This window comes from Chelatococcus daeguensis, from assembly GCF_001887265.1.
GTDB classification, from domain to species: Bacteria; Pseudomonadota; Alphaproteobacteria; order Rhizobiales; family Beijerinckiaceae; genus Chelatococcus_A; species Chelatococcus_A sambhunathii.
Window position 1 is genome coordinate 905,715 of record NZ_CP018095.1, and the last position, 26,296, is coordinate 932,010.

Annotated in this window: 25 protein-coding genes and 1 tRNA gene; 9 read left to right on the top strand and 17 right to left on the bottom strand. The window is 66.8% G+C overall.

Going from position 1 to position 26,296, the window contains the following annotated elements; all coding sequences use genetic code 11:
• The first annotated feature begins 95 nt into the window (after positions 1-95).
• The 6 genes from BOQ54_RS04235 to BOQ54_RS04260 all read left to right on the top strand — a co-directional run bounded on the left by BOQ54_RS04235 (position 96) and on the right by BOQ54_RS04260 (position 7,257).
• Positions 96-1,349, top strand: a complete 1,254-nt coding sequence (locus BOQ54_RS04235; RefSeq protein ID WP_071923333.1) for an ABC transporter substrate-binding protein — start codon at positions 96-98, stop codon at positions 1,347-1,349.
• A 278-nt stretch (positions 1,350-1,627) separates the two neighbouring features.
• Positions 1,628-2,506, top strand: a complete 879-nt coding sequence (locus BOQ54_RS04240; protein ID WP_019402226.1) for a branched-chain amino acid ABC transporter permease — start codon at positions 1,628-1,630, stop codon at positions 2,504-2,506.
• Between the two features lie 11 nt (positions 2,507-2,517).
• Entirely contained in the window at positions 2,518-5,031 is a 2,514-nt protein-coding gene (locus BOQ54_RS04245) for a branched-chain amino acid ABC transporter ATP-binding protein/permease (protein WP_071923334.1), read from the top strand.
• Between the two features lie 22 nt (positions 5,032-5,053).
• Positions 5,054-5,989 (top strand): 3-hydroxyacyl-CoA dehydrogenase, encoded by a 936-nt coding sequence (locus BOQ54_RS04250; RefSeq protein WP_071923335.1) that lies wholly within the window; start codon positions 5,054-5,056, stop codon positions 5,987-5,989.
• A gap of 32 nt (positions 5,990-6,021) precedes the next feature.
• On the top strand, positions 6,022-6,945 hold the full coding sequence (locus BOQ54_RS04255) for a 3-keto-5-aminohexanoate cleavage protein (protein WP_063187724.1): 924 nt from the start codon (positions 6,022-6,024) through the stop codon (positions 6,943-6,945).
• A 114-nt stretch (positions 6,946-7,059) separates the two neighbouring features.
• Positions 7,060-7,257 carry a hypothetical protein gene (locus tag BOQ54_RS04260; protein WP_055460898.1) on the top strand — a complete coding sequence of 66 codons (198 nt, stop codon included), beginning with the start codon at positions 7,060-7,062 and terminating at the stop codon, positions 7,255-7,257.
• An 80-nt stretch (positions 7,258-7,337) separates the two neighbouring features.
• On the opposite strand, the gene BOQ54_RS04265 is transcribed toward BOQ54_RS04260, so the two are convergent.
• A complete protein-coding gene (locus tag BOQ54_RS04265) occupies positions 7,338-9,746 on the bottom strand; it encodes a transketolase (RefSeq protein ID WP_071923336.1) in 2,409 nt (802 codons plus the stop codon).
• 137 nt (positions 9,747-9,883) lie between these two features.
• Here BOQ54_RS04265 and BOQ54_RS04270 point away from each other — a divergent pair, with 137 nt between their 5' ends.
• Positions 9,884-10,360 carry an Lrp/AsnC family transcriptional regulator gene (locus BOQ54_RS04270; protein ID WP_063187719.1) on the top strand — a complete coding sequence of 159 codons (477 nt, stop codon included), beginning with the start codon at positions 9,884-9,886 and terminating at the stop codon, positions 10,358-10,360.
• A gap of 111 nt (positions 10,361-10,471) precedes the next feature.
• Here the strand turns inward: BOQ54_RS04270 and BOQ54_RS04275 are convergent, their stop codons facing one another.
• The 7 genes from BOQ54_RS04275 to BOQ54_RS04305 form a co-directional block, all read right to left on the bottom strand.
• The gene (locus BOQ54_RS04275; RefSeq protein WP_198300604.1) at positions 10,472-11,653 is read right to left on the bottom strand and encodes an MFS transporter; all 1,182 of its coding nucleotides are present in this window, start codon (positions 11,651-11,653) and stop codon (positions 10,472-10,474) included.
• An 80-nt stretch (positions 11,654-11,733) separates the two neighbouring features.
• Positions 11,734-12,285 carry a Chromate resistance protein ChrB gene (locus tag BOQ54_RS04280; protein WP_346348322.1) on the bottom strand — a complete coding sequence of 184 codons (552 nt, stop codon included), beginning with the start codon at positions 12,283-12,285 and terminating at the stop codon, positions 11,734-11,736.
• A 73-nt stretch (positions 12,286-12,358) separates the two neighbouring features.
• The gene (locus BOQ54_RS04285) at positions 12,359-13,150 is read right to left on the bottom strand and encodes a sulfite exporter TauE/SafE family protein (RefSeq protein WP_063187711.1); all 792 of its coding nucleotides are present in this window, start codon (positions 13,148-13,150) and stop codon (positions 12,359-12,361) included.
• Positions 13,147-14,256 carry a molybdenum ABC transporter ATP-binding protein gene (modC, locus tag BOQ54_RS04290; RefSeq protein ID WP_071923337.1) on the bottom strand — a complete coding sequence of 370 codons (1,110 nt, stop codon included), beginning with the start codon at positions 14,254-14,256 and terminating at the stop codon, positions 13,147-13,149. Before modC ends, BOQ54_RS04285 begins: the two co-directional genes overlap by 4 nt.
• Entirely contained in the window at positions 14,256-14,924 is a 669-nt protein-coding gene (gene modB / locus BOQ54_RS04295; protein ID WP_055460893.1) for a molybdate ABC transporter permease subunit, read from the bottom strand. The genes modC and modB overlap by 1 nt, the downstream gene beginning before the upstream one ends.
• Before the next feature lie 3 nt (positions 14,925-14,927).
• Positions 14,928-16,088 (bottom strand): molybdate ABC transporter substrate-binding protein, encoded by a 1,161-nt coding sequence (gene modA / locus BOQ54_RS04300; protein ID WP_245316291.1) that lies wholly within the window; start codon positions 16,086-16,088, stop codon positions 14,928-14,930.
• Between the two features lie 108 nt (positions 16,089-16,196).
• Positions 16,197-16,283, bottom strand: a tRNA-Leu gene (locus BOQ54_RS04305).
• Positions 16,284-16,443: 160 nt separating this feature from the next.
• Here BOQ54_RS04305 and BOQ54_RS04310 point away from each other — a divergent pair.
• Both BOQ54_RS04310 and BOQ54_RS04315 read left to right on the top strand, forming a co-directional pair.
• Entirely contained in the window at positions 16,444-17,025 is a 582-nt protein-coding gene (locus BOQ54_RS04310; RefSeq protein WP_055460891.1) for a YqaA family protein, read from the top strand.
• 110 nt (positions 17,026-17,135) lie between these two features.
• Positions 17,136-17,657, top strand: coding sequence for a disulfide bond formation protein B (locus tag BOQ54_RS04315; RefSeq protein ID WP_055460890.1), 522 nt, complete (start codon positions 17,136-17,138; stop codon positions 17,655-17,657).
• Here the strand turns inward: BOQ54_RS04315 and BOQ54_RS04320 are convergent, their stop codons facing one another.
• The 9 genes from BOQ54_RS04320 to BOQ54_RS04360 form a co-directional block, all read right to left on the bottom strand.
• On the bottom strand, positions 17,658-18,230 hold the full coding sequence (locus BOQ54_RS04320; protein WP_082464910.1) for an HNH endonuclease: 573 nt from the start codon (positions 18,228-18,230) through the stop codon (positions 17,658-17,660). It lies immediately after the preceding gene.
• Between the two features lie 145 nt (positions 18,231-18,375).
• Positions 18,376-19,257 carry a 3-hydroxybutyryl-CoA dehydrogenase gene (locus tag BOQ54_RS04325; protein WP_055460925.1) on the bottom strand — a complete coding sequence of 294 codons (882 nt, stop codon included), beginning with the start codon at positions 19,255-19,257 and terminating at the stop codon, positions 18,376-18,378.
• A 170-nt stretch (positions 19,258-19,427) separates the two neighbouring features.
• Positions 19,428-20,372: an electron transfer flavoprotein subunit alpha/FixB family protein gene (locus BOQ54_RS04330; RefSeq protein WP_071923339.1), complete on the bottom strand. Its 945-nt coding sequence runs from the start codon at positions 20,370-20,372 to the stop codon at positions 19,428-19,430.
• A 1-nt stretch (position 20,373) separates the two neighbouring features.
• On the bottom strand, positions 20,374-21,123 hold the full coding sequence (locus tag BOQ54_RS04335) for an electron transfer flavoprotein subunit beta/FixA family protein (RefSeq protein ID WP_063187699.1): 750 nt from the start codon (positions 21,121-21,123) through the stop codon (positions 20,374-20,376).
• Positions 21,124-21,279: 156 nt separating this feature from the next.
• Positions 21,280-21,993 (bottom strand): rhomboid family intramembrane serine protease, encoded by a 714-nt coding sequence (locus BOQ54_RS04340; protein WP_055460887.1) that lies wholly within the window; start codon positions 21,991-21,993, stop codon positions 21,280-21,282.
• 52 nt (positions 21,994-22,045) lie between these two features.
• A complete protein-coding gene (locus BOQ54_RS04345) occupies positions 22,046-22,624 on the bottom strand; it encodes a cob(I)yrinic acid a,c-diamide adenosyltransferase (RefSeq protein ID WP_071923340.1) in 579 nt (192 codons plus the stop codon).
• 6 nt (positions 22,625-22,630) lie between these two features.
• Positions 22,631-23,239 carry an acyloxyacyl hydrolase gene (locus BOQ54_RS04350; protein WP_055460886.1) on the bottom strand — a complete coding sequence of 203 codons (609 nt, stop codon included), beginning with the start codon at positions 23,237-23,239 and terminating at the stop codon, positions 22,631-22,633.
• A gap of 205 nt (positions 23,240-23,444) precedes the next feature.
• Positions 23,445-23,630: a twin transmembrane helix small protein gene (locus BOQ54_RS04355; RefSeq protein ID WP_055460885.1), complete on the bottom strand. Its 186-nt coding sequence runs from the start codon at positions 23,628-23,630 to the stop codon at positions 23,445-23,447.
• A 102-nt stretch (positions 23,631-23,732) separates the two neighbouring features.
• Positions 23,733-26,258, bottom strand: a complete 2,526-nt coding sequence (locus tag BOQ54_RS04360; RefSeq protein ID WP_071923341.1) for a TIGR02302 family protein — start codon at positions 26,256-26,258, stop codon at positions 23,733-23,735.
• Positions 26,259-26,296: the final 38 nt, after the last annotated feature.

Here is a 26,296-nt window from a genome sequence, read left to right on the forward strand (position 1 = left end):
CCGGCCCAAGTGACTGAGGACGATCGACGTCTGCCGTCGGTCGAGGGGATGGAAAACCACGCCGCCAGAAGCGGCCAAAGCCCAAGGGGGAGGTCATGACAGTTAAGGATCATCTGTCCCGTCGCGGTCTGCTGAAGGGAGCGGCCGGCACTGCGCTCGTCGCCGGGCTCGGCATGCCGGCTATTGTGCGTGCCCAATCCGACGTCATCCGCTTCGGCCATCTCACCCCGCGCACGGGCTTCCTCGGGCCGCTCGGTGAATATGCCGTCATGGCGGCCGACCTGGCGGTGGAGGAGATCAACGCCGCAGGCGGCATCCTCGGCCGCAAGGTCGAAATCCTGAAGGAGGATTCGGTCAATCCCCAGACGGCTTCGACCAAGGCCGAGCGTATGGTGGAGCGCGACAAGGTGACGTGCATCGTGGGCGAGATCTCCTCGGCCTCCTGCCTTACCATCGCCCAGGTCGCCCAGCGCACGAAGACGCTCTTCGTCAACACCGGCGGCAATTCGGACGCGTTGCGCGGCAAGGACTGCAAGCGTTTCATGTTCCATGTGGAATCGCAGAATTCCATGTATGTGAAATCGGTCGGCCGCTCGTTCATGCAGGAGGGGCTCGTCAAGGGCAAGAAGTGGTATTCGCTCACCGCCGACTATGCCTTCGGCCACGACCTGCTCTCGGTCGCCAAGCGCTTCATGCAGGCGAACGGCGGCGAATTCGCGGGCGACGACCTCGTGCCGACGGACGCCACCGACTTCTCCGCCTATCTCATCAAGATCCGCTCGGCGAACCCCGACCTCGTGGTGCTGAATCTCGCCGGCGCGCAGATCACCAACTTCCTCAAGCAATATGCCGAGTTCGGCCTCACCTTCCCGATCGGCGGCTTCGGCTTCGACACGGCGCTTGCCTGGGCCGCCGGCAAGGGCAATTTCGTCGGCACCTGGCCGGTGGTCTGGCACCATCTCCTCGAGACGCCCGGCTCGAAGGCCTTCACCGAGGCCTTCGTCAAGAAATACGGCAAGCCGCCGGAGAACCAGGCCTGGGGCGACTACATCGCGCTCAAGATCATCGCCCAGTCGATGAACGAGCTGAAATCGACGGAATCGCTGCAACTCGTCGAGCATTGGGAGAAGGGCGCCAAGTTCGACGTGCTGAAGACGCGCGAGGGCTATTTCCGCGATTTCGACCACCAGCTCATGCACGAGATGTACGCCGTGACGGCCCTGCCGGCGGACAAGATCGAGAATGAGTGGGACATCTTCACCTCGTCCGGCCCTGTCCCTGGCCCCGACGAGCCGCTCGACGCCATCGCCGCGACGCGCGAGGAGAACGCCTGCACCTTCCCGGCATGAGGAGGAGCGCAACCGCCTCGCCGTGGGCTGGTTAAACGTGGTGGCGCGATGATCCCTCCCTTTAGGGGAGGGTGGATCGGTCCGAAGGACCGAGACGGGTGGGGTTATGGCCGGGATATCGCTTGCGGTGTCCGCGGGTGGCCCCCTCCGTCGCTGCTTTGCAGCGCCACCCCCCTGAGGGGGAGGATCAGGGCCGCCGGGACGCCAATGCCGATAGAGAGTTCAGGGTATGACACGCCCCGCCGCCCAGCCGTTAACGACCGCCGGAGCATGACCTCGTGACCTTCACGCTCTTCCTGCAGCAGGTGCTCAACGGCCTGCTCGACGGTGTGTACTACCTTCTCATCGCGCTCGGCCTGTCGCTGATCTTCTCGCTCGGCGGCATCGTCAACCTGGCGCACGGCGCCTTCTATGCCATCGGTGCCTACCTCACGATCGTCCTGTCGCCTTACATCGGCTTCGGCGGTTCCTTCGTCGTCTCGCCGGTTGCGGTGGCGCTGCTCGGCGTCCTCATCGAGCGCGTCCTGTTCACCCGCTTCTACCGGACGGATCCCATCTATTCGCTGTTGCTCACCTTCGGCCTCGCCATGGTTGCCGAGCAGGCGCTGCGCATGATCTTCGGCGCTCCGCCTTTATCCTATTCCATCCCGCCGGCCCTGCGCGGGCAGGTGTTCATCGGCGACTTCATCTATTCCTACTACCGCTCGATGCTGCTCGTCGTCGCGGTGGCCTGTATCGCCGGGCTCTGGTTCCTCCTGCAGAAGACAGCCTTCGGCCGCGTGGTGCGGGCCGGCGTGCAGAACCCGGACATGGTCGGCGCGCTCGGTATCTCGCTGCAGCCCTACATGTCGGCCGTCGCCGCGCTCGGCATCGGCCTTGCGGGCCTTGCCGGCGTGCTGCTCGCGCCGATCTATTCCGTCCATCCCGCCATGGGCGCGGAGATCATCACGCCGGCCTTCGTCGTCGTCGTCATCGGCGGGCTCGGCTCCTTCTGGGGTGTCGTCGTCGCGGCGGTGCTCGTCGGCCTCGTCAAGGGGCTGATGGTGGCGGTCGGCTATTCGGCCGGCTCCACGGCCGCCATCTACCTCCTCATGTTCCTCGTCCTCCTGTTCAGGCCGCGCGGCCTGTTCGGCGAGCGCATCACCCGCTTCGAGTGAGGCGCAGCACAATGCAGAAATATTCCTCGCTCGCCATCGCGGCCGTCGGGCTCATCGTCCTGCCGTCCGTGCTGCTCGCGCTCGGCCTCACCATGACCTCGGCGGCCGAGGTCGTCATCTTCGCCATCGCCTGCATGGCGCTCAACATCCTCGCCGGCCACACCGGGCTCATCTCCTTCGGCCATGGCGCCTGGTTCGGCATGGCGGCCTATGTCGCCGGCATTGCCCAGCGCGAGCTCTTCCCGGGCTCGTTCGTGGCGCCCGTCCTCCTTGGCCTCGGCGCCGTCCTCGTCGTCTCGACGGTGTTCGGCTATCTCATCCTGCGCCGGCGCGGCGTCTATTTCTCGCTGATGACCCTGGCGCTCGCCGCCATGCTCCATGTCGTCGCCTTCCGCTGGACGGAGGTGACCGGCGGCGAGAACGGCCTTGGCGGCATCACGCGGCCGCAATGGTTCGGCATCGATTTCGAGAGCTCCACCGCCTGGTACTGGTTTGTCGCCGCCGTCGGCTTCCTCGTCGTCGTGCTGCTGTGGCGTTTCCACAACTCGCCCGTCGGCACCGTCCTCGTCGCCATCCGCGAGAACGAGCAGCGCGCACGCTTCCTCGGCTATGCGACGAACCGCTACAAGCTCGTCGCCTTCGTCGCCTCGGCCGTCATCACCGGCCTTGCCGGCATGCTGCTGCTCTACAAGAACCGGATGACCTCGGCAGAGCCGATTTCGGTCGCCTTCTCGGGCGAACTGCTCGCCATGGTCGTCATCGGCGGCATGCGCAGTTTCCTCGGGCCGGCGCTCGGGGCGTTGTTCTTCATCCTCTTCCGCGAGTTCCTGTCGATCTATACCGAGAACTGGCTGTTCTGGTTCGGCCTTCTCTTCGTCGCCTTCATCGTCTTCTCCCCCACCGGCCTCGTCGGCATCGGCAAGCGCCTTCTCGCGCCCTTCCGCAAGAAGACGGAGGAGGCTGCCGCCATGGCGGCACGCAAGGTGGAGAACCTGCCGCTGCCGGATTTCCTCAAACCGGCCGAGCATTTCAACAGCGCGCTCCTTGAGGCACGCGGCGTCGTCAAGCATTTCGGCGGCATCAAGGCCGTTCAGGGCTTCGACATCGCCGTCGAGGACCGCACCCTGCACGCCCTCATTGGCCCCAACGGCGCCGGCAAGACGACGGCCTTCAACCTCCTGTCCGGCATGTACGTGCCGGACGAGGGCACGATCACGCTCGCCGGCCGCTCCATCGCCGGCATGGCGCCGGAGGCCATCTGCCGGGCCGGCATCGGCCGCTCGTTCCAGATCACCAATCTCTTCCCGGCGCTCAGCGTCGAGGAGAACATCCGCCTCGCGGTTCAGGCGCGCCATCCCGAACGCTTCGACGTCTTCCGGGAGGCGCGCGCCATCGCCGAGATCAACGGCGAGACGACCGAGGTCGTGCGCTATCTCGGCGTCGCCGGCATCGAGCGTGCCGAGGCCGGCTCGCTCTCCTACGGTGGCCAGCGCCTGCTCGACATGGGGCTGGCGCTCGCGACGCGCCCGCGCATGCTGCTCCTCGACGAGCCGCTCGCCGGCCTCGCCGCGGCCGAGCGCGAGCGCATCGGCAACATCATCAAGCGTCTATCGGCGGACGTGCCAGTGCTGCTCGTCGAGCACGACATCGACCGCGTCTTCAAGCTCGCCGACCATGTGACGGTGATGAACGACGGGCGCGTGCTGCTCGACGGCACGGTGGAGGACGCGCGTTCGAGCCCGAAGGTGCAGGAGGTCTACATCGGCTCCGGCGCCGCCCATGTGGCGGCGAGGCCGCGCGAGACGGCGGCGCGCCCTGAGCCGATCCTGACGCTCGACGACGTCCACACCTATTATGGCAAGAGCCATATCCTGAACGGCGTCGGTTTCACGGTGCACCAGAACGAGATCGTGGCGCTGCTCGGCCGCAACGGCGCCGGCAAGTCGACGCTGCTGAAGTCCCTCGTCGGCATCGCTCCGGCGGCGCGCGGCTCCATCAGACTTGCGGGTGAGGAACTCGTCGGCCGCCCTTCGGCGGAGGTGGCGCGCCTCGGCATGGGCTACGTGCCACAGGGGCGGGGGCTCTTCGCCGGCATGACGGTGGCTGAGAACCTCGAGCTCGGCCGCCTCAAGCGCCGCACCGGCAACGGCATCCACTGGGATCTCGAGCGCATCTACGACTATTTCCCGCGCATCCGCGAGCGACTCGGCACGCCGGCGGACTACCTCTCCGGCGGCGAGCAGCAGATGGTGGCGGTGGCGCGGGCGCTGTCGGGCGACGTGCGCGTGCTTCTGCTCGACGAACCCTTCGAGGGCCTCGCTCCGGCGGTTGTCGAGCAGCTCTTCGAGAGCTTCGATCGTCTGCGCAGGGAAGTCGCGATCATCATCGTCGACCATCACCTCGATCTCGCGCTTGCCCTGTCCGACCAGACGGTGGCGCTGGAGCGCGGCGAGGTCATCCACGCCGGCCCGTCCAAGGCGCTGCGCGAGGACCTCGACCTGCGCCGCAAGGTGCTGTGGCTGTAACGATTGAGGAGACTGGGAAGACATGTCGACCGCCGCCATCGTCGGAGCAGGTCTCATCGGCCGGGCCTGGGCCATCGTTTTCGCCCGGGCCGGCTGGGACGTGCGCCTGTGGGATCCGCACCGGCCGACCCTCGCCGAGGCGCCGGCGCTCATCGCCCGTGAATGTGAGGAGCTTGCCCGCCACGGGCTCGTCGATGACGCAGCAGCCGTCGCCGCCCGGGCACGCGTCGCCGCTTCTCTTGCCGAGGCGGTGAGCGAAGCGGACATCGTGCAGGAGAACGGGCCGGAGAAGGTGGAAGCCAAGCGCGCCATCTATGCCGATCTCGACCGCTTGGCACGGCCGGATGCCATGCTCGCCTCCTCGACCTCGGCCATCGTCGCCTCGCTCTTTACCGAGGATCTGCCAGGTCGGGCGCGCTGTCTCGTCGCCCATCCCGTCAATCCGCCGCATCTCGTGCCGGTGGTGGAATTGTGCGGCGCGCCCTGGACGGCGCCCGAGACGATGGCACGTGCCAGCGCCATCTACGAGGCTGTCGGCCAGGTGCCGATCACCGTCCGCAAGGAGATCGACGGCTTCATCCTCAACCGCCTGCAGGGGGCGTTGCTGGCGGAGGCGTTCCGCCTCGTCGAGGAGGGCTATGTCTCGCCGCAGGACCTCGACCATACGGTCAAGGACGGGCTCGGCCTGCGCTGGTCCTTCATCGGCCCGTTCGAGACCATCGAATTGAATGCTCCCGGTGGCATGGCCGATTACTGCGCGCGTTACACCGGTTTCTACAAGCGTCTTGCAGCCGACCCCGCCCGCCCGGAGGTCTACAACCCGGAAAACGTCGAGAAGATCCTCGCCGCCTGGCAAGGCTCGGGTGATCCGTCCTGCATCGCCGCGCGCAGCGAATGGCGCAACCGGCGCCTCGCCGCGCTTGCCGCCCACAAGAAGAGCCAGCCCGGCGATCCCTGATCCCTTCCTCCCGACCAGTCGGAGTGTCCACTATGGCCCGCAAAGTCATCATCACCTGCGCCGTCACCGGCGCCATCCACACGCCCTCCATGTCGCCCGCCCTGCCGGTGACGCCGGAGGAGATCGCGGACGCCGCCATCAGCGCCGCCGAGGCGGGGGCTGCTATCGTTCACCTGCACGCCCGCAACCCTGAAACAGGCCAGCCCGACCAGTCGGCCGAGGCCTTCGAGCCCTTTCTCAAGATCATCAAGCAGCGCTCCGACTGTGTCGTGAACCTCACGACCGGCGGCGCGCCCTACATGACCGTCGAGGAGCGCGTGAAGCCGGCTGCGACGTGGAAGCCCGAGGTCGCCTCGCTCAACATGGGCTCCATGAACTTCGGCCTCTTCGGCATGCTGAAGCGCTTCAAGGACTTCAGGCACGACTGGGAGGAGAAACACCTCGGCAACAAGGACATCGTCTTCCGCAACACATTCCAGGACATCGAATATGTCCTGCGCACGCTGTCGGACGCCGGCACGCGCTTCGAGTTCGAGTGCTACGACACGGCCCATCTCTATAATCTGGCGCATTTCCTCGACGCCGGCCTCGTCAAGCCGCCGCTCTTCGTGCAGACCGTCTTTGGTCTTCTCGGTGGCATCGGCGCCCATCCGGAGGACGTGCAGCACATGAAGCGTACGGCCGACAGGCTGTTCGGCGACAAATACCAGTGGTCAGTGCTCGGCGCTGGTCGCAATCAGCTGCCGATCGCCGCCATGGCCGCTGCCATGGGTGGCAACGTGCGCGTGGGGCTCGAGGATTCCCTCTGGGCCGGGCCCGGCAGGCTCGCTCGATCGAACGCCGAACAGGTGCGCCTTGCCCGCCAGATCGTCGAGGGCCTCGGCCTTGAGATCGCGACACCGGACGAGGCGCGTCAGATCCTCGATCTCAAGGGCGGCGATCAGGTCGGCTTCTGAAGTGTTGCAGCAAAGCCTTATGGCTGTGGCGAAGTTGTGCGGCCTGCCTCTTCTTGCTTGCGCCCAGCAGGTCGCTCATGTCGAATGGCGCCACCTGAGACTCAAGGAGGTTCCATGCCGCGCTTCGTTGTGGCGCTCGCTGCTGCGGGCTTTGCCCTCACGCTCGCCGCTTGCAATACGTCACGCTCGGGCGTGGATGGAGACATCCCGTCCGGCACGCCGAAATATGTCGAGGATCAGCTGATGCAAACGCCGCTGCCGCGTGATGATCGCTTCGGCGGCGACGTGCTGGGTGGCGGCCGCGGCTACTGATGCGCGTGGCCGAAAGGCCGGTATACCATCTGTGTCGTTCGAGAACCCGGAGGTCGCATCGACCTGCGGGTTCCTTCCTTTCAGCCAAGTGCCCTAAGGTGCCGGATCGGCCGGCCGGGTGCCAGTGTCTCGGCCGCGGCGACAATGGACTGCGTGTCGATGCCGTAGTGCCGGTAGAGATCGGCGAGGCTGCCCGTCTGGCCGAAGTGCTCCACCCCGAGCGAGCGGGTGCGATGGCCGCCGACGGCGCCGAGCCAAGCGAGCGTCGCTGGATGGCCGTCGAGCACGGTGACGATGCCGCAGTGGGGCGGCAGTTTTGCGAACAGCCGCTCGACGCGGCTCCGCGCGTGCACGAGGCCGCGCTCCCGGGCCCGGCTCGCCGCCGTCCAGCCGGCATTGAGCCGGTCGGCCGAGGTGACGGCGAGCAGGCCAACGTCGCGCCGGTCCTCCGCCATCAGGCCCACCGCGGCGATGGCTTCGGGCGCGATGGCGCCGGCATAGGCGACGACGATCTCCGAATTCGGCCCTGGCTCGCGCAGCCAGTAGGCGCCGTCGATGATGTCGCGGGCGAGGTCCGCGCTCATCGTGCGCTGCGGCTGGGCGAGAGGCCGCGTCGACAGGCGCAGATACACCGAGCCGCCGGTCTCGTCGCGCAGCCATGAGCGGGCGGCAGAGCCGTCCTCGTCCGCGGCTTCGCCGCTGCGCTGCATGTAGTCGAAGGCAAAGCGCATGATGACGGAGAGCTCGTCGACGAAGGCGGGCTCGAAGGCCGCGAGCCCGTCCTGCGCCATGCCGATGAGCGGTGTCGCGATCGACTGGTGCGCACCGCCCTCCGGCGCCAGCGTGATTCCCGAAGGCGTCGCCGTGAGGAGGAAGCGTGCATCCTGGTAGCAGGCATAGTTCAGCGCATCGAGCCCGCGGGCGATGAAGGGGTCGTAGAGCGTGCCGATGGGCAGCAGCCGCTCGCCGAAGAGGCTGTGCGAGAGACCCAACGCCGAGAGCATGATGAACAGGTTCATCTCGGCGATGCCAAGCTCCATGTGCTGGCCCTTGGGCGAGAACTCCCAGTTGAAGGTCGAGGGAATGCGCTCCTGCCGGAAGGTGTCGGCCATCGCCTCGCGCGCGAAGAGCCCGCGCCGGTTGACCCATGGCCCGAGATTGGTCGACACCGTCACGTCCGGGGACGTGGTGACGATGCGCTCGGCGAGCGCCGTGTCCGAGCGGGCGAGCTCGTTGAGCACGAGGCCGAAGCCCTGCTGCGTCGACATCTCCGCCTGCTTCGGCGCCGGCAGCTCGGCTGGCACGGGCACGCGCGGAGCGGTGAGCCGCCGCGCCCCGCGGGCATTGAACGGCACGGCGTCGAGGAACGCCTGCAGCTTGCGCGCATCGACGCCGAGGCCCTCGAACTTGTCCCACTCGTGCCCCGGGCGGATGTTCATCGCCTTGCGGAAGTCTTCCATCTGGGCCGGCGTCATCAGTCCTGAATGGTTGTCCTTGTGGCCGGCGAGCGGCAGGCCGAAGCCCTTGATCGTATAGGCGATGAAGACGACCGGCTTGTCGTGCGCCTTTGCCGCCTCGAAGGCGGTGATGAGCGAGGGCAGGTCATGGCCGGCGAGGTTCGTCATCAGCCGTGCCAGCGCCTCGTCGCTGCGCCGCTCAATGAGGGCGGTGACCGGCCCCTGGTCGCCGATGTCGTCGAGGAGGCGCTTGCGCCAGGCCGCGCCGCCCTGGAAGGTCAGCGCCGAATAGAGCTGGTTGGGGCAGGTGTCGATCCAGCGCCGCAGCGCCTCGCCGCCCTGCTCGCGAAAGGCCTCCTCCAGCAGCGAGCCGTATTTCAGCGTCACCACCTCCCAGCCGAAGGCCGAGAACAGGGCCTCGAAACGGGAGAACAGCCCCTCGCGGATGACGGCATCGAGGCTCTGGCGGTTGTAGTCGATGATCCACCAGCAGTTACGGAGGCCCTGCTTCCAGCCCTCGAGCAAGGCCTCGAAAATGTTGCCCTCGTCCATCTCGGCATCGCCGATGAGGGCGACCATGCGCCCCTCCGGCCAGTCCTTCGCCCAGCCGTGCGCCTTGACGTAATCCTGCACCAGCGAGGCGAACAACGTCTGCGCCACGCCGAGCCCGACCGAGCCCGTGGAGAAATCGACATCGTCGACGTCCTTCGTGCGCGAAGGATAGGACTGGGCACCCCTGTAGGCGCGAAAATCCGCGAGCTTCTCCTTGCTCTGATGGCCGAGGAGATACTGGATAGCATGGAAGATGGGGCTTGCGTGCGGCTTCACCGCGACCCGGTCCTGCGGCCGCAGCGCAGAGAAGTAGAGCGCCGTCATGATGGTGGCGAGCGAGGCCGAGGAGGCCTGATGCCCGCCGATCTTGAGCCCGTCCTCGTTGTTCCGCAGGTGGTTGGCATTGTGGATGGTCCAGGTGGCCAGCCACAGCACCTTCCTCTCCAGCGCGGAGATATGGGCGAGGCGCTCGTCCGTCATGGGCAGTCCCTCTGTCGTTCTGGGCGGCCGCGGCCGCGACAGGGTTAAGCTAGGGCGCGCAACGTGGCATAACTTGCCAAATTTGCCAGCGCACGTTCAAATCATGGCAATTATAGAGAGAAGCCCCAGTTCCTGCGATGAGAAAACGCCACGTCGTTCTCGATGACATCGATCGGCGCATCCTCGCCGCCCTGCAGGCGGACGGGCGCACGACCATCCAGGCGCTGGCGGAGCGGGTCGGCCTCACCACCTCGCCCTGCCTGCGCCGCGTGCGCCTGCTCGAGGAGGCCGGCGTCATCCGGGGCTATGTGGCGGTGGTCGACCAGGCGGCGGTCGACCTGCCGGTGAGCGTCTTCATCTCCATCAAGCTCGAGCGCCAGCGCGAGGAGGAGCTCGACCGTTTCGCCGCCACCGTGTCCCGCTGGCCCGAGGTGATGGAATGCTACCTCATGACCGGCCAGCGCGATTACCTGATGCGCGTGGTCTGCGCCGATCTGCCGGCCTACGAGCGCTTCCTCAAGGAGAAGCTGACGCGCCTCGACGGGGTTGCCTCCATCGAGTCGAGCTTCGCGCTGGAACAGGTCAAGCACACCCACGTGCTGCCCCTGCGCTGATGACCTGTTACCGCAAGCGCTGCACGTGATCGATCAGTACATGCAACGTCGCGGCGACGTTCGCGCGCCGTTGATTGTCTCGGCACGCACCGAGCGCGAGCGGCGCGCCCCCTATCGAACACGCACCAGGGCGAGGGCGCCCGCGGCCATCAGGATAGCCGCAACAGCGAAGCTGACGCTGGGGGATACGGCGGTCCACAACACGCCGACGGCTGCGCTGGAGACGAATTTCGCGGCACCGTTGACCGTGCCGAGCGCCCCGTAGCTCGTCGCGAGCGTATCCTGGCTGACCATCTCGGCCGTCACGGTCGGTTCGAGCGCCTCCTGGACGGCGACATAGAGGCCCGCGACGAAAAAAATCCCGGCAAGCAGAACGACGGTCCCCGCGCCCGTCGCGAAGACCAACGCGGTGAGCGCCGCGGTCAGGACACCAAGGCCATAGCCCGCGATCAGCACGCCGCGCTGGCCAAAGCGATCCGCCAACATCCCGATCGGGTAGGACGTGGCGACCTGGACCACATTGCGCCAGACATAGAGCAGGCCTGCGGCCTGGGCAGCGTCGATAACGCCCATCGCAGGGGTCAGCAACTGGGTCGCTGCCAGAATGAGCAGACTGTGTGAGAAATCACCCATCCCGAAAATGCCAACGGCGACGAGGTACCGCTTGAAGCGGGCCGGCAGACCTCGCAACGTCGAGAAGAACTTCAGCGCCGGGTTCGGCGACTGCTCGGGGTCACGCACGAGAATCAGAAACGCCAGCACCGCGAGGACGCCGGGGATGAGCGTCAGCCAGAACACCAGGCGGAAGGGGCCGGAGGCCGTCTCCCACGGAAGATGCTGCGCCCAGCCGAGCAAGGCGACCCCGAGCAGCGGCCCGGCGACCGCGCCGATCGTATCCATCGCACGATGGAAGCCGAAGGCCCGTCCGCGCGTATCCGGCGTGATCGACTGGGCGACGATGGCGTCGCGCAAGGGGCCGCGCAGGCCCTTGCCGAACCAGGACACGATGCGCCCGAGCAGAATCAGCGGCCAGCCCACAGCAAGCGCGATCAGCGCCTGGCCGAGTGGCGTCAGGCCATAGCCGACGAGCACAAGCAGCTTGCGACGGCCGAACTTGTCGGCAATGTAACCCGCGACCATTTTGGTGAAGCTCGCTACGGCATCGGCAATGCCTTCGATGAGGCCAAGTGCCGCCGCCGGTACGCCGAGAACGGCAAGAAAGCCCGGCAGGATGACCGTCGTCGTCTCGTAGCAGAAGTCGCCGAGCGCGCTGGTGAGGCCCGCGCCGGCCACGGTCCGGTTGAGCCAGTTGCGCGGGCCGTTCTCGGGTGTCGCGGCGATCGTCTCCGCCTTCTGTGTCATCGCCGCACCCCTCATCGATTCTCGTCATGGGCGTCGAAGACGCGCCGGGCATAGTCGTCGAGCACCGCCTCGCAGCCCTTCAGGCGCTGCTCCGCCTCGGCCGCGCGCGCGGCGCCGTAGAAGTCGAGTTTCCTGATCCTGGCGAGCCAGCCCCTGAGCTTCTTCAGGTCGACGTCGTTCTCTTCCAGTTCGGCATAGGTGAAGTGGCTCGCGTCGACCTCTTTGGCGACCTCGCGCTCGAAGTCGTCGCACTTGTCGATGAATTCCGCATAGGCTTCGTCCCGGTCCGCCTTGAACCGTGCGATGACCTTGCCTTCCTGTGCCTTGTCTAGCGCGATGGTCTCCAGGATCACGCTTTCGCCCTTGGCCTCCGCGATGTCGTTTTCGAGCATCTTCAGCCGTCGAACATGATCGTCGGTCTTCGGCAGCAGACAGACGCCGTTCTGCAGATAGACGGCGCCCATACCCTTCAATCGGCGCCAGAGCGCCACGCGCCTGGAGGCGGGTTCGGGCGGGACCTTGTACGTGAGGAGGAGCCAAGTGAATGATACCATCGCCCACATTTAATGTAACGGCCGTCACAAATCAATCGTCACAATGTGAGTGACGCTGGCTGTGCGGCCAGACCGCGCTGGGCTAGCGATGCCGCCAGACTTTGACCGCCGAGACCAGCAGGATCGCGGCGAGCGCCGGGAGCAGCACCGCGCCCGGCACGATGCCGAGCAATTGGCCGCCGATGAAGGAGCCGGCGATCGAGCCCGCCGCCATGAGGAGGACAAAGCGGCGATTGCGGCCGAGCACCGCGAAGCTGTCGTCGCGACTGTAGCGAGCAAAACCCACGATCATGGTCGGCAGACTGACCGCGAGCGACAGGCTGCCGGAAAGCTTGATGTCGAAGCCGAACAGCAGAACCAGTGTAGGGATAAGCAACTCGCCGCCGGCGACGCCGAGGAGGGAAGCGACCACGCCGATAACGAATCCCGCGGCGACGCCGGCCATAGTCTGCGCGATCCCGCTCGTCAGCGGGACGCCGGCCCCGTCCGCGTCGTGCCCGAAGAGCAGCACGGCCGCGATGCCGAGCAGCAGCAGCGCGATCACGCGATAGAGCGCACGGGCTTGCATCCGCGTGGCCCAACCTGCTCCGAACCAGGCGCCCAGCAGACTGCCGGACAGGAGATTGACGACGACAGACCAGTGATCGGCGATGGCGCCGAAGGGCACCGTGCCAGCGCGGAATGGCAGGGCCGACGCCACGACCACGAGGCTCATCGCCTTGTTGAGGATGACCGCCTCGAGCGCAGGAAAGCGAAAAAGCCCGATAAGCACCGGCAGTCGAAACTCCGCCCCGCCAAGGCCGATCAGCCCGCCGAGGGTTCCGATGACCGCGCCCCAGCCGACAGCCTTCGCAGAGCGGACGTTCCGCATCATTGCGCTGGTTCGCTGCGCATGGGTGCGCGGGCGACGTGATCGCGGGCGACCGACATTGACTTGACGATGGCATGGACCGCATCACCCGGCTGGAGGCGTAGCTGGTCGGCCGCCCGGCGGGTGATGCGAGCGAGAATCTCATCCTCGCCCACCTGGACATGAACGATCACGCCCGGCCCGGTGCCGGTTACGATGCCGGCGACTTTTCCGGCAAGGATGTTCTGCGCGGAAAGCCCGTCGGGCCGCTTGCGAGCAAGAATGACGTCATGCGCCATGATCCGCACGCGCACCCGCGTGCCAACCGGCCCATCGATGGTGGGCAGGAACAGGGGACCCGCGGCGGCGTCGAGCCGGGTCAGCCCGTCGTCTGCGTGTTCGACAATGATCGCCGGCAACATTGCCGCGATCTCGCGAATGCCCATGGCGCGCAAGGCTTCGGGATCGGCCATCACCTCGGCCGTGGTGCCTTCGCGCACGGCACGCCCTTTTTCGATCACCGCCACGCGGTCGGCCAGCAACTGGGCCTCGTTAACGTCATGGGTGACAAGCACCACCGGCATTCTGAGGTGCGCGCGCAGAGCGACAATCTCATCGTAGAGCCGCTCGCGCGTGGCGCGGTCCACCGCTGAGAACGGCTCGTCGAGCAGAAGGGCCTGGGGGCGGCGGGCAAGCGCGCGCGCCACCGCGACGCGCTGCTGCTGCCCTCCCGAAAGCTGGGCGGGCTTGCGGTCGGCGAAACCCGGCAGGTTGACGAGGGCCAGAAGGCGCTCGGCCTCGGTCCGCGGGTCCGGCGCGCTCCGGTCCATCGCCGCGATCACGTTCTGCGCCGCCGTCATATGCGGAAACAGCGCATAGTTCTGGAACACGACGCCCACATGCCGCCGGTGCGGCGGCAGGTTCACGCCGGCGGCCGTGTCGAGCCATACCTCGCCGTCCACTGTGACCCGCGCCATCTCCGGCCGCCAGAGCCCGGCGATGGTCCGCAGCAGCGTGGTCTTGCCCGAACCGGAGTGACCGACCAGCGCGAGCAACTCGCCGGGTTCCGCGCGGAAGGATGCGTCGAGCGGAATGGGGGCTTGCGCCTTGGCCATCACCTCAAGCGCCATCAGGACAGCCTCCGTCCTACCCGTGCCGAGAGCATGTAGGTTGCTGCGATGGTGAAAAGCGAGATCGCCACCAGCGTGGCCGACATGATGCCGGCGCCGGCCATGTCGAAGCCCTGCACACGATCGTAGATCGCGATCGCGATCGTCTTCGTCTCGCCCGGGATTGAGCCGCCCATCATCAGGATGATGCCGAATTCGCCCAAGGTATGTGCGAAGGTCAGGACCATGGCCGTCAGCACACCGGGCCAGGCCAGCGGCAGCTCGACACGCAACAGGCTGCGCATCGGCGACATGCCGCAGCAGGCGGCCGCCTCACGCACATCGACGGGAACCGCCTCGAAGCCACGTTGCGCTGGCTGGATGGCAAATGACAGGTTGAAGATCACCGAGGCCACCAGAAGCCCCTCGAAGGTGAACACCAGTTGATGGCCGAAGCTCGCCTGCCAGAAGGCGCCGATGGGTGAGTTTCGTCCGAAGGCCATGAGCAGGTAGAAGCCGAAGACCGTCGGTGGCAGCACAAGCGGCAGCATGACCACCGCCTCGACCAGTCCCTTGGCGCGGAACTGCCGGTAGGCGAGCCAGCGCCCGGTCACGATGGACACGGGCAACAGGATCGCGACGGTCCACCCGGCGAGCCGCAGCGACAGGAACAGGGCAGTCCAGTCCAAGGATCAGCCCTCGTCCGGCAGCACGAAGCCGAAGGATTTCATGATGTCACGCGCCTTGGATGTCTTGAGGTAGGCATAGAATTGCTCGGCGACGGGACCGGCGCTCTTCAGGAGCGCCATGCGCTGCAGCAGCGGCTCGTGCCAGTCATGCGGGATCAGCGCGAATGTGCCCTGCGAACGCACCTCCGGGGCTAGCGCCAGCGAATAGGCGATGATGCCGCCTTCTGCATTGCCCGAGAGGGCGAATTGCGCCGCCTGGCTCACGTTTTCGCCGAGAACGAGATGCGGTCTCACCTTCTCCCACAGGCCGCGATGCTTAAGCGCTTCTTCGGCGCGCAGGCCATAGGGGGCATGTTCCGGATTTGCAATGGCGAAGCGAGTGATTCGGCCTGCCGCCAGTTGTGCCGCGAGATCGTCCATGGCCGCGTCTGGCTTCAACAACGAGCCGTGCGGCACCATCAGCACGATGCGGCCTTCGGCATAGAGGTCACCCTCGTCCCTAGTGAAGCCATCTTTGTGAAGATCGCGGATGAATTTCTCGTCGGCGGCCATGAACAGCTGGAATGGAGCGCCCTCGCGAATCTGGGTGGCGAAATTGCCGGTCGAGCCGAAGGAGAGTTTCACCTCCTTGCCGGTGTCGGCCTTGAAGGCTGCGGCAATCTCGGTGACGGCGAATTTGAGATCGGCAGCGGCGGCAATGACGGGCGCCGGCGCCTGCTGGGCCGCGGCCCCGGTCGTCGGAATCGCAAGGCCTGCGATCATCGCCCCGGCCACAAGGCCAAGCGCGAGAAGGGGCCGCCGTGTCCAAGCATGAGCAGTCATGAATACGTCGCTTCGATATATCCGATGGACTATATCGAGTGGCAGCGCGACCTGCCAAGGCGGGACGGCCGGGAAAATCCATCTTCGGAGAGTTCGTCGGCAAAGGTCGGCAAAGCCGCCGAGATTGCGCGCGTAATCCGGATCGACTGCTTTGCAAGAGGATCGGGGAGGCGGATTCTGGTCCACCACAGGCCTTTCCCGCTCATGGGTCAAGCCGGCGGTGCTGGATATCGATAGGCTGAGCAAGGGTGCGGCGAAGCTGCCGGCGGAGAGCGACACCCTGAAGAAGCGCGAACCACGGAAGCATCCGGCGGATGGCATGGCTGCCCGCAGGCCGCGCAAGCCGAGGGCCTGATAGGCTAGGGCCGGGCGATAGGCGAGGTGCGCCAGCTCAGGCGTGCAACGGCACGCTCTTCGCTAGCCCACCAGTAGAAATGGCCGTCGAGGCGATGGTGCGGGCGGTCGGACTCGAACCGACATATCCGTAAGGACGGCGGATTTTGAGTCCGCTGCGTCTACCAATTCCGCCACGCCCGCACATGCCCACCAGCTTGAGCCGGAGCGCGGCGGATCATAACGGCGGCGCAACGCCGGTCAATGCAGCAGAGAGAATTGCCACGAGAATTCGACATGGGCTTGTGCCGGTGCGGCTCGTTGGCCGATGGACAAGCGCCCGCCCGCCCGGTAAGCGAAGCCGATGTTCCGACGCCTCTATGACTGGACGCTCTCACTCGCCGGCAGGCCCCGTGCCACCTGGGCCCTTGGTGCGGTTTCCTTTTCGGAGAGCTCGTTCTTTCCTGTGCCGCCGGACGTCGTCCTGGTACCGATGGCGCTTGCGCGGCCGGACCGGGCCTGGTTCTACGCCATGGTCTGCACGGTCACCTCGGTGGTCGGCGGGCTCCTCGGTTATGCGATCGGGGCCTTGCTTTACGATTCGCTGGGGCTGTGGCTCATCCAGCTCTACGGGTATGGCGACAAGGTGGAGAGCTTCCGCAGCGCCTATGCGGAATATGGGCACTGGGTCATCCTGCTGAAGGGCCTGACGCCAATCCCGTACAAGCTTGTCACTATCACTTCGGGCTTCGCCGGCTACGATCTCTTCTGGTTCGTGCTCCTGTCCATCGTGACGCGCGGCGCCCGCTTCTATCTCGTTGCCGGGGTGATGCACCGCTTCGGCGGCCCCATCCGGCGCCTGCTCGACGAGCACCTGACACTGGTGGCGTCCATCGTCATCGTGGGCATCGTCGGTGGCTTTGCCGCAGCGGTTCTTCTCTTCTGACGATGGTTGCTTCAGCCGATCGTGAGATGCAACCCGATTGAACCTGTGGCCATCTGCGCCGCGTGCAAGAATGAAGGCGTCCTGGACGGCGCCGATGGAGGACGAGGCGAATGAACGCTCTGGCCGAGTTTTTGGCGAGCCCGCGTCGCGTCGCGCTGGCCATCCTTCTCGCCGCGGTTGCGACGATCGGGGGCGCCCTCGTTTTCGAACATGGCTTCGGCCTTCGGCCGTGCCCGCTCTGCCTCATGCAACGCAACCCCTACTACGTGGCCATGCCCGTCGCCTTCGGTCTCGCCGTCCTGCCGCCACGGCCGGCGCTCGAGCGGGCAAGTGGCGTTGGCCTGCTGCTGCTCGCTGGCGTCTTCCTGGTCAGTGCTGGCCTCGGGGCCTATCATGCGGGCGTCGAATGGGGGTGGTGGCTGGGGCCGAGCGACTGCGCCGGCACGGGTGGAGCGAACCCCGCGGCGGTCGGTGACTTTCTGCAGAGCCTCCAAGGCACACGCGTCGTCAGTTGCACGGAGGCGGCCTGGCGTTTCCTGGGGTTGTCGCTGGCAGGCTGGAACGTGCTGATCTCGCTGGCCATTGCGGCGGTGGCGGCTCTCGGTGCGAAAGCGGCGCTGACGCGCGGCTGATCAGGGCTCGAGTTCGGTATCCCAGTAGAGGTAGTCGAGCCAGCTGTCGTGCAGGTAGTTGGGCGGGAACTGTCGGCCGTTGTGGTGCAGGTCCTGCACGCTCGGGGCATAAGGCAACTGGTCGGGCCACATCCCGACATCCTCGGGCAGGCGATCGCTCTTGCGCAGGTTGCAGGGGGAGCAGGCGGTGACGACGTTGTCCCAGGTGGTTTGCCCGCCCTTCGACCGGGGAATCAGATGGTCGAACGTGAGGTCTTCGCGGGAGCCGCAATACTGGCAGGTGAAACGATCGCGCAGGAAAACGTTGAACCGGGTGAAGGCGGGGTGTCGTGACGGTTTGACGTAGGTCTTGAGGCAAACAACCGAAGGCAGGCGCATCTCGAAGCTGGGACTTCGAACTGTTCGGTCATAGTGCGAGAGGATGTTGACCCGCTCGAGGAAGACCGCCTTGATCGTGTCCTGCCAGCCCCAGAGCGAAAGAGGGTAGTAGCTCAAGGGCCGGTAATCGGCATTGAGCACCAGGGCCGGACAGGCGTCCGGCGACACCGTCGTGTGAGGCACGTGCACCGTCACGGGGGCCTCCGCTGGTTGGGGGCTCGCACGTGACGTGCGAATCCGTCAGCAGAGATAGTCTATAAACCGTGTGACGGGCTTGTGAAGCGCCAAGATGGAGGCGGAGGGCTGCGTCTTTGCCGCAGCCGCGCCATGGCGGGTTCCCTCAGCGAGTGGGAACCGGGTGTTCGCCCCGATAGTCGTAGAAGCCACGCTTCGTTTTCCGGCCGAGCCAGCCGGCCTCGACATATTTCACGAGCAGCGGGCAGGGGCGATACTTCGAGTCGGCGAGGCCGTCGTACAGCACCTGCATGATCGACAGGCAGGTATCGAGGCCGATGAAGTCGGCAAGTTGCAGCGGCCCCATCGGATGGTTGGCACCGAGGCGCATGGCCGTATCGATCGATTCCACCGAACCCACGCCCTCATAGAGGGTGTAGATCGCCTCGTTGATCATCGGCAGCAGGATGCGGTTGACAATGAAGGCCGGGAAGTCCTCGGCAAGCGTCGCCGTCTTGCCGAGGCTGGCGACGAACGCCTTTGTGGCCTCGAAGGTGGGATCTTCGGTGGCGATGCCGCGGATAATCTCGACGAGTTGCATCACCGGCACGGGATTCATGAAGTGAATGCCGATGAAGCGCTCTGGCCGGTCAGTCGTGGAGGCGAGCCGGGTGATGGAGATGGACGAGGTGTTGGTACCGATGATGGTTTCCGGCGGCAGGGCAGGACAGAGCGCCTCGAAGATCCTGCGCTTCGTCTCCTCGTTCTCCGTCGCCGCCTCGATGACGATGTCGCAGCGGGCGAGGGCCTCGTAGGTGAGAGCGGGCGTGATGCGCTGGAGCGCCTTCTGCTTCTCGGCTTCGCTGATCTGGCCCTTGGATTCCTGGCGGGAGAGATTGCCGTTGATGGTCGCAAGCCCGGCGTTGATGCGCTCCTCGCTGAGGTCATTGAGCGCGACGTCGTAACCGGCGAGTGCGCAGACATGGGCGATGCCGTTGCCCATCTGCCCTGCGCCGATGATGCCTACTGTCCGGATCTGCTGAGACATGAAGTCCAATCCATCCCTGTCGATACCCGCCGACTTTCGCCGGCCGGCGCGCGTGGCGGCCCACCAAAACCGGCAAGCGCGGCAGCCTGAGGCTGTTCCGCGCTCTGTTTTATCACTCTCCCGGGCGAACGCCACGGAAACCGCTCGCGGCGGTTGCCGTGGCGTGCATGTCAGCGACCGATTTTCTCCAGTTCCTCGCCAAGTTCGGGCAAGGCGGTGAAGAGATCGGCAACGAGGCCATAGTCCGCCACCTGGAAGATGGGAGCCTCCTCGTCCTTGTTGATGGCGACGATGACCTTGGAATCCTTCATGCCGGCGAGGTGCTGGATGGCCCCCGAGATGCCGACGGCGATGTAGAGCTCCGGCGCCACCACCTTGCCCGTCTGGCCCACCTGCCAGTCGTTCGGCGCGTAGCCGGCATCGACCGCCGCGCGCGAAGCGCCCATGGCGGCACCCAGCCTGTCGGCAACGGGCTCGATCACCTTGGTAAAGTTCTCGGCAGAGCCGAGCGCACGGCCGCCGGAGATGATGATCTTGGCGGAGGCGAGTTCGGGACGGTCGGACTTCGACAGCTCCTCGCCCTTGAAGGACGAAAGGCCCGGATCCTGCCCGGCGGCGACCTGCTCGATCGGCGCCGAACCGCCCTGACCGGCAGCCTGGAAGGCGGCGGTGCGCACGGTGATGACCTTCTTGGCCTCGTTCGTCTCGACCGTTTGGATGGCGTTGCCGGCGTAGATCGGCCGCTCGAAGGTGTTCGGCGAGACGACCTTGGTGATTTCCGACACCTGCATGACATCGAGCAGAGCCGCGACGCGGGGCATGACGTTCTTGCCCGTCGTCGTGCCGGGCGCGAGGAGGGCGTCATAGCCATCCGCCAGTGACACGATAAGAGCGGCCAGCGGCTCGGCGAGGCGGTGCTCGTAAAGCGGGGCGTCGGCGAGAAGCACCTTCTGGACGCCGTCGAGCTTGGCGGCGGCTTCTGCGACCGCGCCACAGCCGGCACCGGCAACGAGGACATGCACCGGCGCGCCGAGCGCCTTGGCCGCCGTGAGCGCCTTGGCAGTAGCCTCGTTGAGGGTCTTGTTGTCGTGCTTGGCGAGAAGCAGCGTCGTCATCTTAGAGAACTCCTGCCTCGTTCTTGAGTTTCTGCACCAACTCGGCAACCGAGCTCACCTTGACGCCGGCCTGGCGCACGGGCGGCTCCGCCGTCTTCAGCACCTTGAGGCGCGGCGACACGTCGACGCCGAGCGCCTCGGGGCTTGTCTCGTCGATCGGCTTCTTCTTCGCCTTCATGATGTTGGGCAGTGACGCATAGCGCGGCTCGTTGAGGCGCAGATCCGTCGTCACGATGGCCGGCAGCTTCAGTGTCAGCGTCTGCAGGCCACCGTCGATCTCGCGCGTCACGTCGACGGAGCCATCGCCGACCACGACCTTGGAGGCGAAAGTGCCCTGCGACCAGCCGAGCAGGGCGGCGAGCATCTGACCGGTCTGGTTGGCGTCGTCGTCGATGGCCTGCTTGCCCATGATGACGAGGCCGGGCGCCTCCTGCTCGATGATCTTCTTGAGCACCTTGGCGACGCCGAGCGGCTCGGTGGCAACGTCGGTCTTCACGAGGATGCCGCGGTCGGCGCCCATGGCAAGGCCGGTGCGGATGGTCTCGGCCGCCTGCTGCGGGCCGATCGACACGACGACGATCTCGCTCGCCTTGCCCGCCTCCTTGAGGCGGATGGCCTCCTCGACGGCGATCTCGTCGAAGGGGTTCATGGACATCTTCACATTGGCGAGCTCGACACCCGAGCCGTCCGCCTTGACGCGGATCTTGACATTGTAGTCTACGACCCGCTTCACGGGCACCAGGATCTTCATCGACTTGAGTCCTTTCGACCGAGGACCGACATGGGACGCCCTGCCGTCATGTGGCGGTGCAGCAAAGCTGAGCGACCGCCTGCCGCATCAACAGGCAACTTGCGTGGCGGGGGACCGTAACGAGCGCCGTTCGGGCTTGTCAACGCCGACGAGCGGCTAGGCGTCCCCGGTCTCGCGTGGCCCATCGGCGATGCCGAGCAGCGGCTGGTCGCGGCGGCGCAACATGAGGACCAGCACGGCTCCTGCGGCAAAGCCGCCGATATGCGCGTACCAGCCCACCGAATCGTCCGAGGCGGTGAAGGCCTGGAAGATCTGGAAGGCGAGCCACAGGCCGATGGCCCAGTAGGCCCGCAGCCGGAGCGGGATGCGCGCGAAGAAGAGGCCCCACAGCCGGACGCGCGGATGGAGGATGAGATAGGCGGCGACAACGCCCGACACCGCGCCCGAAGCGCCGACAAGCGGCCGCTCCGAACCGGGAACGGCGAAAGCATGTGCGAGGCCGGCCGCAGTGCCGCACAGGAGGAAAAACAGGATGAAGCGGGCGTGCCCCATCGCGTCCTCGACATTGTCGCCGAAGACCCAGAGGAACAGCATGTTGCCGGCGAGGTGCAGGAAGGAGACGTGCAGGAAGAGGCTCGTCAGCAGCGTCGCCGGCTCCGGCACCAGCGGCAGCCCCTCCGGCAGGGAAAGGGCGCCGAAGAGCACGCCCGGAATGACGCCGAGCCCGGCGATCGCCCAATCCGCCGGCAGGATGTCCGGATCGGCGAGAATCAGCAGGTAGCCGAGGATGCAGATGACGAGGAGCGCATAGGTGGCGTAAGGCGCCCTGAGATTGCGCATCGGCACGCCATCGTGCAGCGGCACAAACATGTGGAGCGCTCCGGCCCGGGGACGATCGGCGGCAGCGCCGCTCCCGGTACGCTCAGCGGTTCTGCCCGGGTATCCATAGCACGTCCGCCGCGCCCTTGTCGTTGGCGTAGCGTGCGGCGACGAAGAGGAAATCCGACAGGCGGTTGAGATATTTGACGACCGCCGGCGTCACCGGCTCGTCCGCGCGCGCGGCGAGCGCGGTCGCCTGGCGCTCGGCCCGCCGGCAGACGGTGCGGGCCAGGTGCAGCGCCGCCGCCGCCGGGCTGCCACCGGGCAGGACGAAGGAGCGCAGCGGCGACAGATGCGCGTTCAGCTGGTCGATCTCACCTTCGAGCCGCGCCACCTGCGCGTCGAGGATGCGCAGCGGCTCGTAGGGCAGCGGCTTGCCGTCGTCCGGCGTCGAGAGATCGGCCCCGAGATCGAACAGGTCGTTCTGGATGCGCGCGAGCATGGCATCGAGCTCGGCATCCGCGCCCGTGTGCAGACGGGCGAGCCCGATGCAGGCGTTCGCCTCGTCCACCGTGCCGTAGGCCTCGACCCTGCGGTCGTACTTCGGCCGCCGCGCGCCCGTGGCGAGGCCCGTCGTGCCGTCGTCGCCGGTGCGGGTATAGATGCGGTTGAGGCGGACCATGGCCCCTCAGAAATGGTAGCTCAGCTTCGCACCGACATTGGTGAGGCCGCGATTGTCGTCGCAAAGCCCGCCGTTGGAAAGATGCTCCACAGTGGCCAACACACTCCAGTTGGCGTCGAACCGATAGCCGATGGACGCCGCCTCGCGGAAGAGAACACGGCAGCCGAGGGCATCGCGCCCGTCGGGCACCACGTCGCCCACCTTGCCGTTGTGCACGGCACCGCCGAAGTCGAGCTCGATGAACAGCGCGTCCGTGATGTCGGCATGCCAGTTGAGACCGGCGAAGACATAGCTCGTCTTGCCGTCGGTATTTGCGCTGATGCCGGCATTGAAGGTGGGCAGCAGCATGTCGACGAGCGGATTCCCGTGCGACCACGGCTTGGCAAAGACGACCTCACCAATGACGTCGACGGAGCCATCCTCCTTGCCGCCGGGATCGTGCGCGAGGACGCCCAGGCGCAACTGCGAGACGAAGTCGGAAAGGCTGCCGGATGGGGCCGGAGCCTGATAGATGGCCGGAGCAGGCGGTGCAAAATCGGCGGCCTGCGCCGGAAGGCCCCAGGTAAGAACGGCCGGCACGCAGATCGCAGCCCGGAAGGAGCGGAACAGGTTCATCGGCACCAACGTCGCTAATGCCAGAGATGACAGGCGATCCGGGAGAGAGGGCCTGCCAGCGAGGAACGGACCAGCACTCCTCCCGCTCAGAGGCATGCCTGATCGTGATGAAAAGGCTTAAAGCGGAGCTGATCGCCGGGCAACCCTGAACCGCACATGGTTAGCAAAGTGTTGCGCCAGTGTTGCAGTTCTGCTGCGGTTGCTGTCAGAAGCCGCGCATCCACACGACGAGCATGATGAGGATGATGGCGAGGAACTGCAGCAGAACCCGCAGACGCATCAGGCGTTGCGAGCGCTCGGGGCTGCCGCCGCGCAGCATGTTGAAGAGCCCGAGGACGAGGACCACGGCGACGACGCCGACGGCCATGGAGACAAGTGTATTGGCGGTCATGATCGTGCTTTAGAGCTCCCTTGCGTCGTCTCCAACCCTGCCGCGTACCTGGGTCCAGCGACCGATCGTCTCGCCGCTGTGTCCGGGATCGGCCTTCGTCGGTCAATTGCGACGCAGGAGGCGCTCGAGATAGTCGATTTCCTCGCTCGGCCGGGTTGGATCGCCGAGCCGCCGGCGCAGTTCGTCGAGGATGCGCCGTGCCCGCACCGCCGCTGATTCGTCCGCGCCTGGAATGCGCACGCGGCCGTCCGACCAGTCGCGGTTGCGCGTCGGCCGTCCGAGAGGGTCCTCGTTGCGCAGCCCGCCGGGGCCCGTGGCGCCCTGCTGGGGCGGCCCGTCGGAGCCGTCGGCCTGCTGCGGCTGGCCGTTGCCCTGCATCTGCTGGGCGAGACCCTGCGCCCCGCGCTGCAGGGCATCGAGCGCCCGTCCCTGAGCGTCGACGGCATCCCCGCTCTGCCCCTGGCCGAGCTGGCCTTCGGCTTCGCGCATCGCCTCCTCGGCCTCGCCGAAGCCAGGCTCGTCCTCAAGGCCGAAGTCGCGCATCCGGCGGCGCAGTTCCTCCAGGCGCTCGCGCAGCGCCTGCTGCCGGTCGGCGAGCCCCTGAGCATCCTGATCCTGCTGGCCGTCCTGCCCCGGCTGGGCCTGCTGGCCGCGCTGGCGCTGTCCGCCCCGGTTCTGCTGCGACCAGGGCGCGCTCTGGCGGTAGGTGTCGTCGCGCAGGTTGCGCTGGTCACGCATCATCTCGTCGAGCTCGTTGAGGGAGCGGTTCATCTCCTGCGAGAACTGGTCGCCGCCCTGGTTGGGGCGGGCGGTCTGCAGGTTCTCCAGAATGTTGCGCAGCTCGTCGAGCAGGCGCTGCGCGTCTGCCGTGGCGCCCTGCCGGGCCATTTCCTCGAGCCGGTTCAGGAGGTTGTCGAGATCCTGCGGCGTGATGGTGCGCCCCTGGACGTCCGGCCGCGCCTGGTTTGGCTGGCCAGGATTCTGCTGCATGCGCTGGGCGAATTCGCGCAGGAAGTTGTTCATAGCCTGTCGCAGTTCGTCGGTCAGGCGCCGGATCTCCTCCTCGTCCGCCCCGCGCTCCAGCGCCTGGCGCAGCGCCTCCTGGGCCGCCCGAAGGTCGCGCTCGGCCTGAGACATGCCGCCGTCCTCAATTTGCAGCGCCATCGCCCACAGTAGTTCGGCGACGTCGAGGAGCTCTTCGTCGCTCTTGGCTGCGGCAAGGCGCGCGGAGGCGAGGCCGAGGCCGATATAGACCCCGAGCTCCGGCGTAAAATCTTCCGGAGCGATGAGCAGTGCATCGAGTGCCGTCTGCACCCGGTTGCGCTCGTCCGGCGCGAGCACGAGGTTACGGCGCTGCTCGACGAGCGCCTTGGCGAGCGGCTTTGTGAAGGGCCGCTGCGGCAGCACGACGGTCTTCGTCTCGCTGCGTCCCTCCTGGCTCGCGTGGTCACGGGCGACCAGGGTCATGGCCACGGTCGCACCCGCCCAGGGGCTCGCAGACAGGTCGCTCGTCGTGCGTGTGTCCTCGTCCGCCGCCGGATCGATTGGCAGGGCGAGCGTGATGCGCGGCGGCGGCACCAAGGGGCGCCGGCCCTCCTGTCCGAGCGGCGCAACGAGCGCCTCGGCGGTGTCGATGCCGTAGTCGTCGCCCATGCGATAGGTGAGGGTAATGCTGCCGCGCGCATTGTTCTGCGGCTCGCCGGAGAAGGTGATCGTCGGCGCCATGTCCGGCGTGGCTTCGATGACCACGCGGCTGGCACCTGCCTGCGACGAGACCACGAGTTCGTCGTCCGCCCGGACGGTGAACCGGCGCTCGATGAGCCCGGCCGAGGAATTCCCGGTCGGTTCCTCGATGCTCGGCAGGCCGCGGCCGGCGGAGACGGAAAGGTCGGCACTGCCGGCCGCCCGCACCACGACCGTGCTGCCGACGGGCGCCTTGGCCTGGCGCACCTCGCCGCCGCGCAGGTCGAGCAACAGCGGCGGCAGGCGCGTGTAGTGTGGCGGATCGATCCAACCGTCGATGCGGAAGGGTAGCCCCGCGCTCTGCGGCGCCTGCCAGTCGAAGGTGGATTTCAGGCGCGGGACGGCATCGGGGCCCGCGGCGATGAGTGCCGCCGCAAGCACGATGATGAGGCCGCCACGCACGGCAAAGGGGTCGCGTGCCGCCATGCCCGGCCGCGGCGGCGCGACGCGCATCGAATCGATCGCCGCGGCGGCGCGCTGCCGGTGCGCCTCCCACAGAGCGAGGGTGCCGGGATCACTCGGCGTGCCGGCCAAGCTGTCGGCGAGCGCTGTCGCGGGCCGATGCGGCGCCGGCGAATCGCGGTCGATGCGGGCGAGCACCCGTTGTCGTGTCGGCGGGGGAACGCGCACGAGCGGGACGAGAGAGGCCAGCAGCACAAGCGCGGCAAGGCCGACGCCGTAGGGCCGCGCGCCTGTGGGCACCATGTCCCAGATGCCCAGAAGCGACAGGATGAGGAAGGCGATGATGGTGCCGAGCGGCCACCAGAGGGCCGGCCACAGCGCTTCCCACCACAGCACCAGACGGGCACGCGCCGTGAGCGCGCTGAGCCGCTCGTCGATCATGGGCCGTACGCGCGCGGGCACGCGTGCCGGGCTTTCGCTCATGCGGGTTCTCCACGCGCCGTCTCCGGCACAATGCCCCC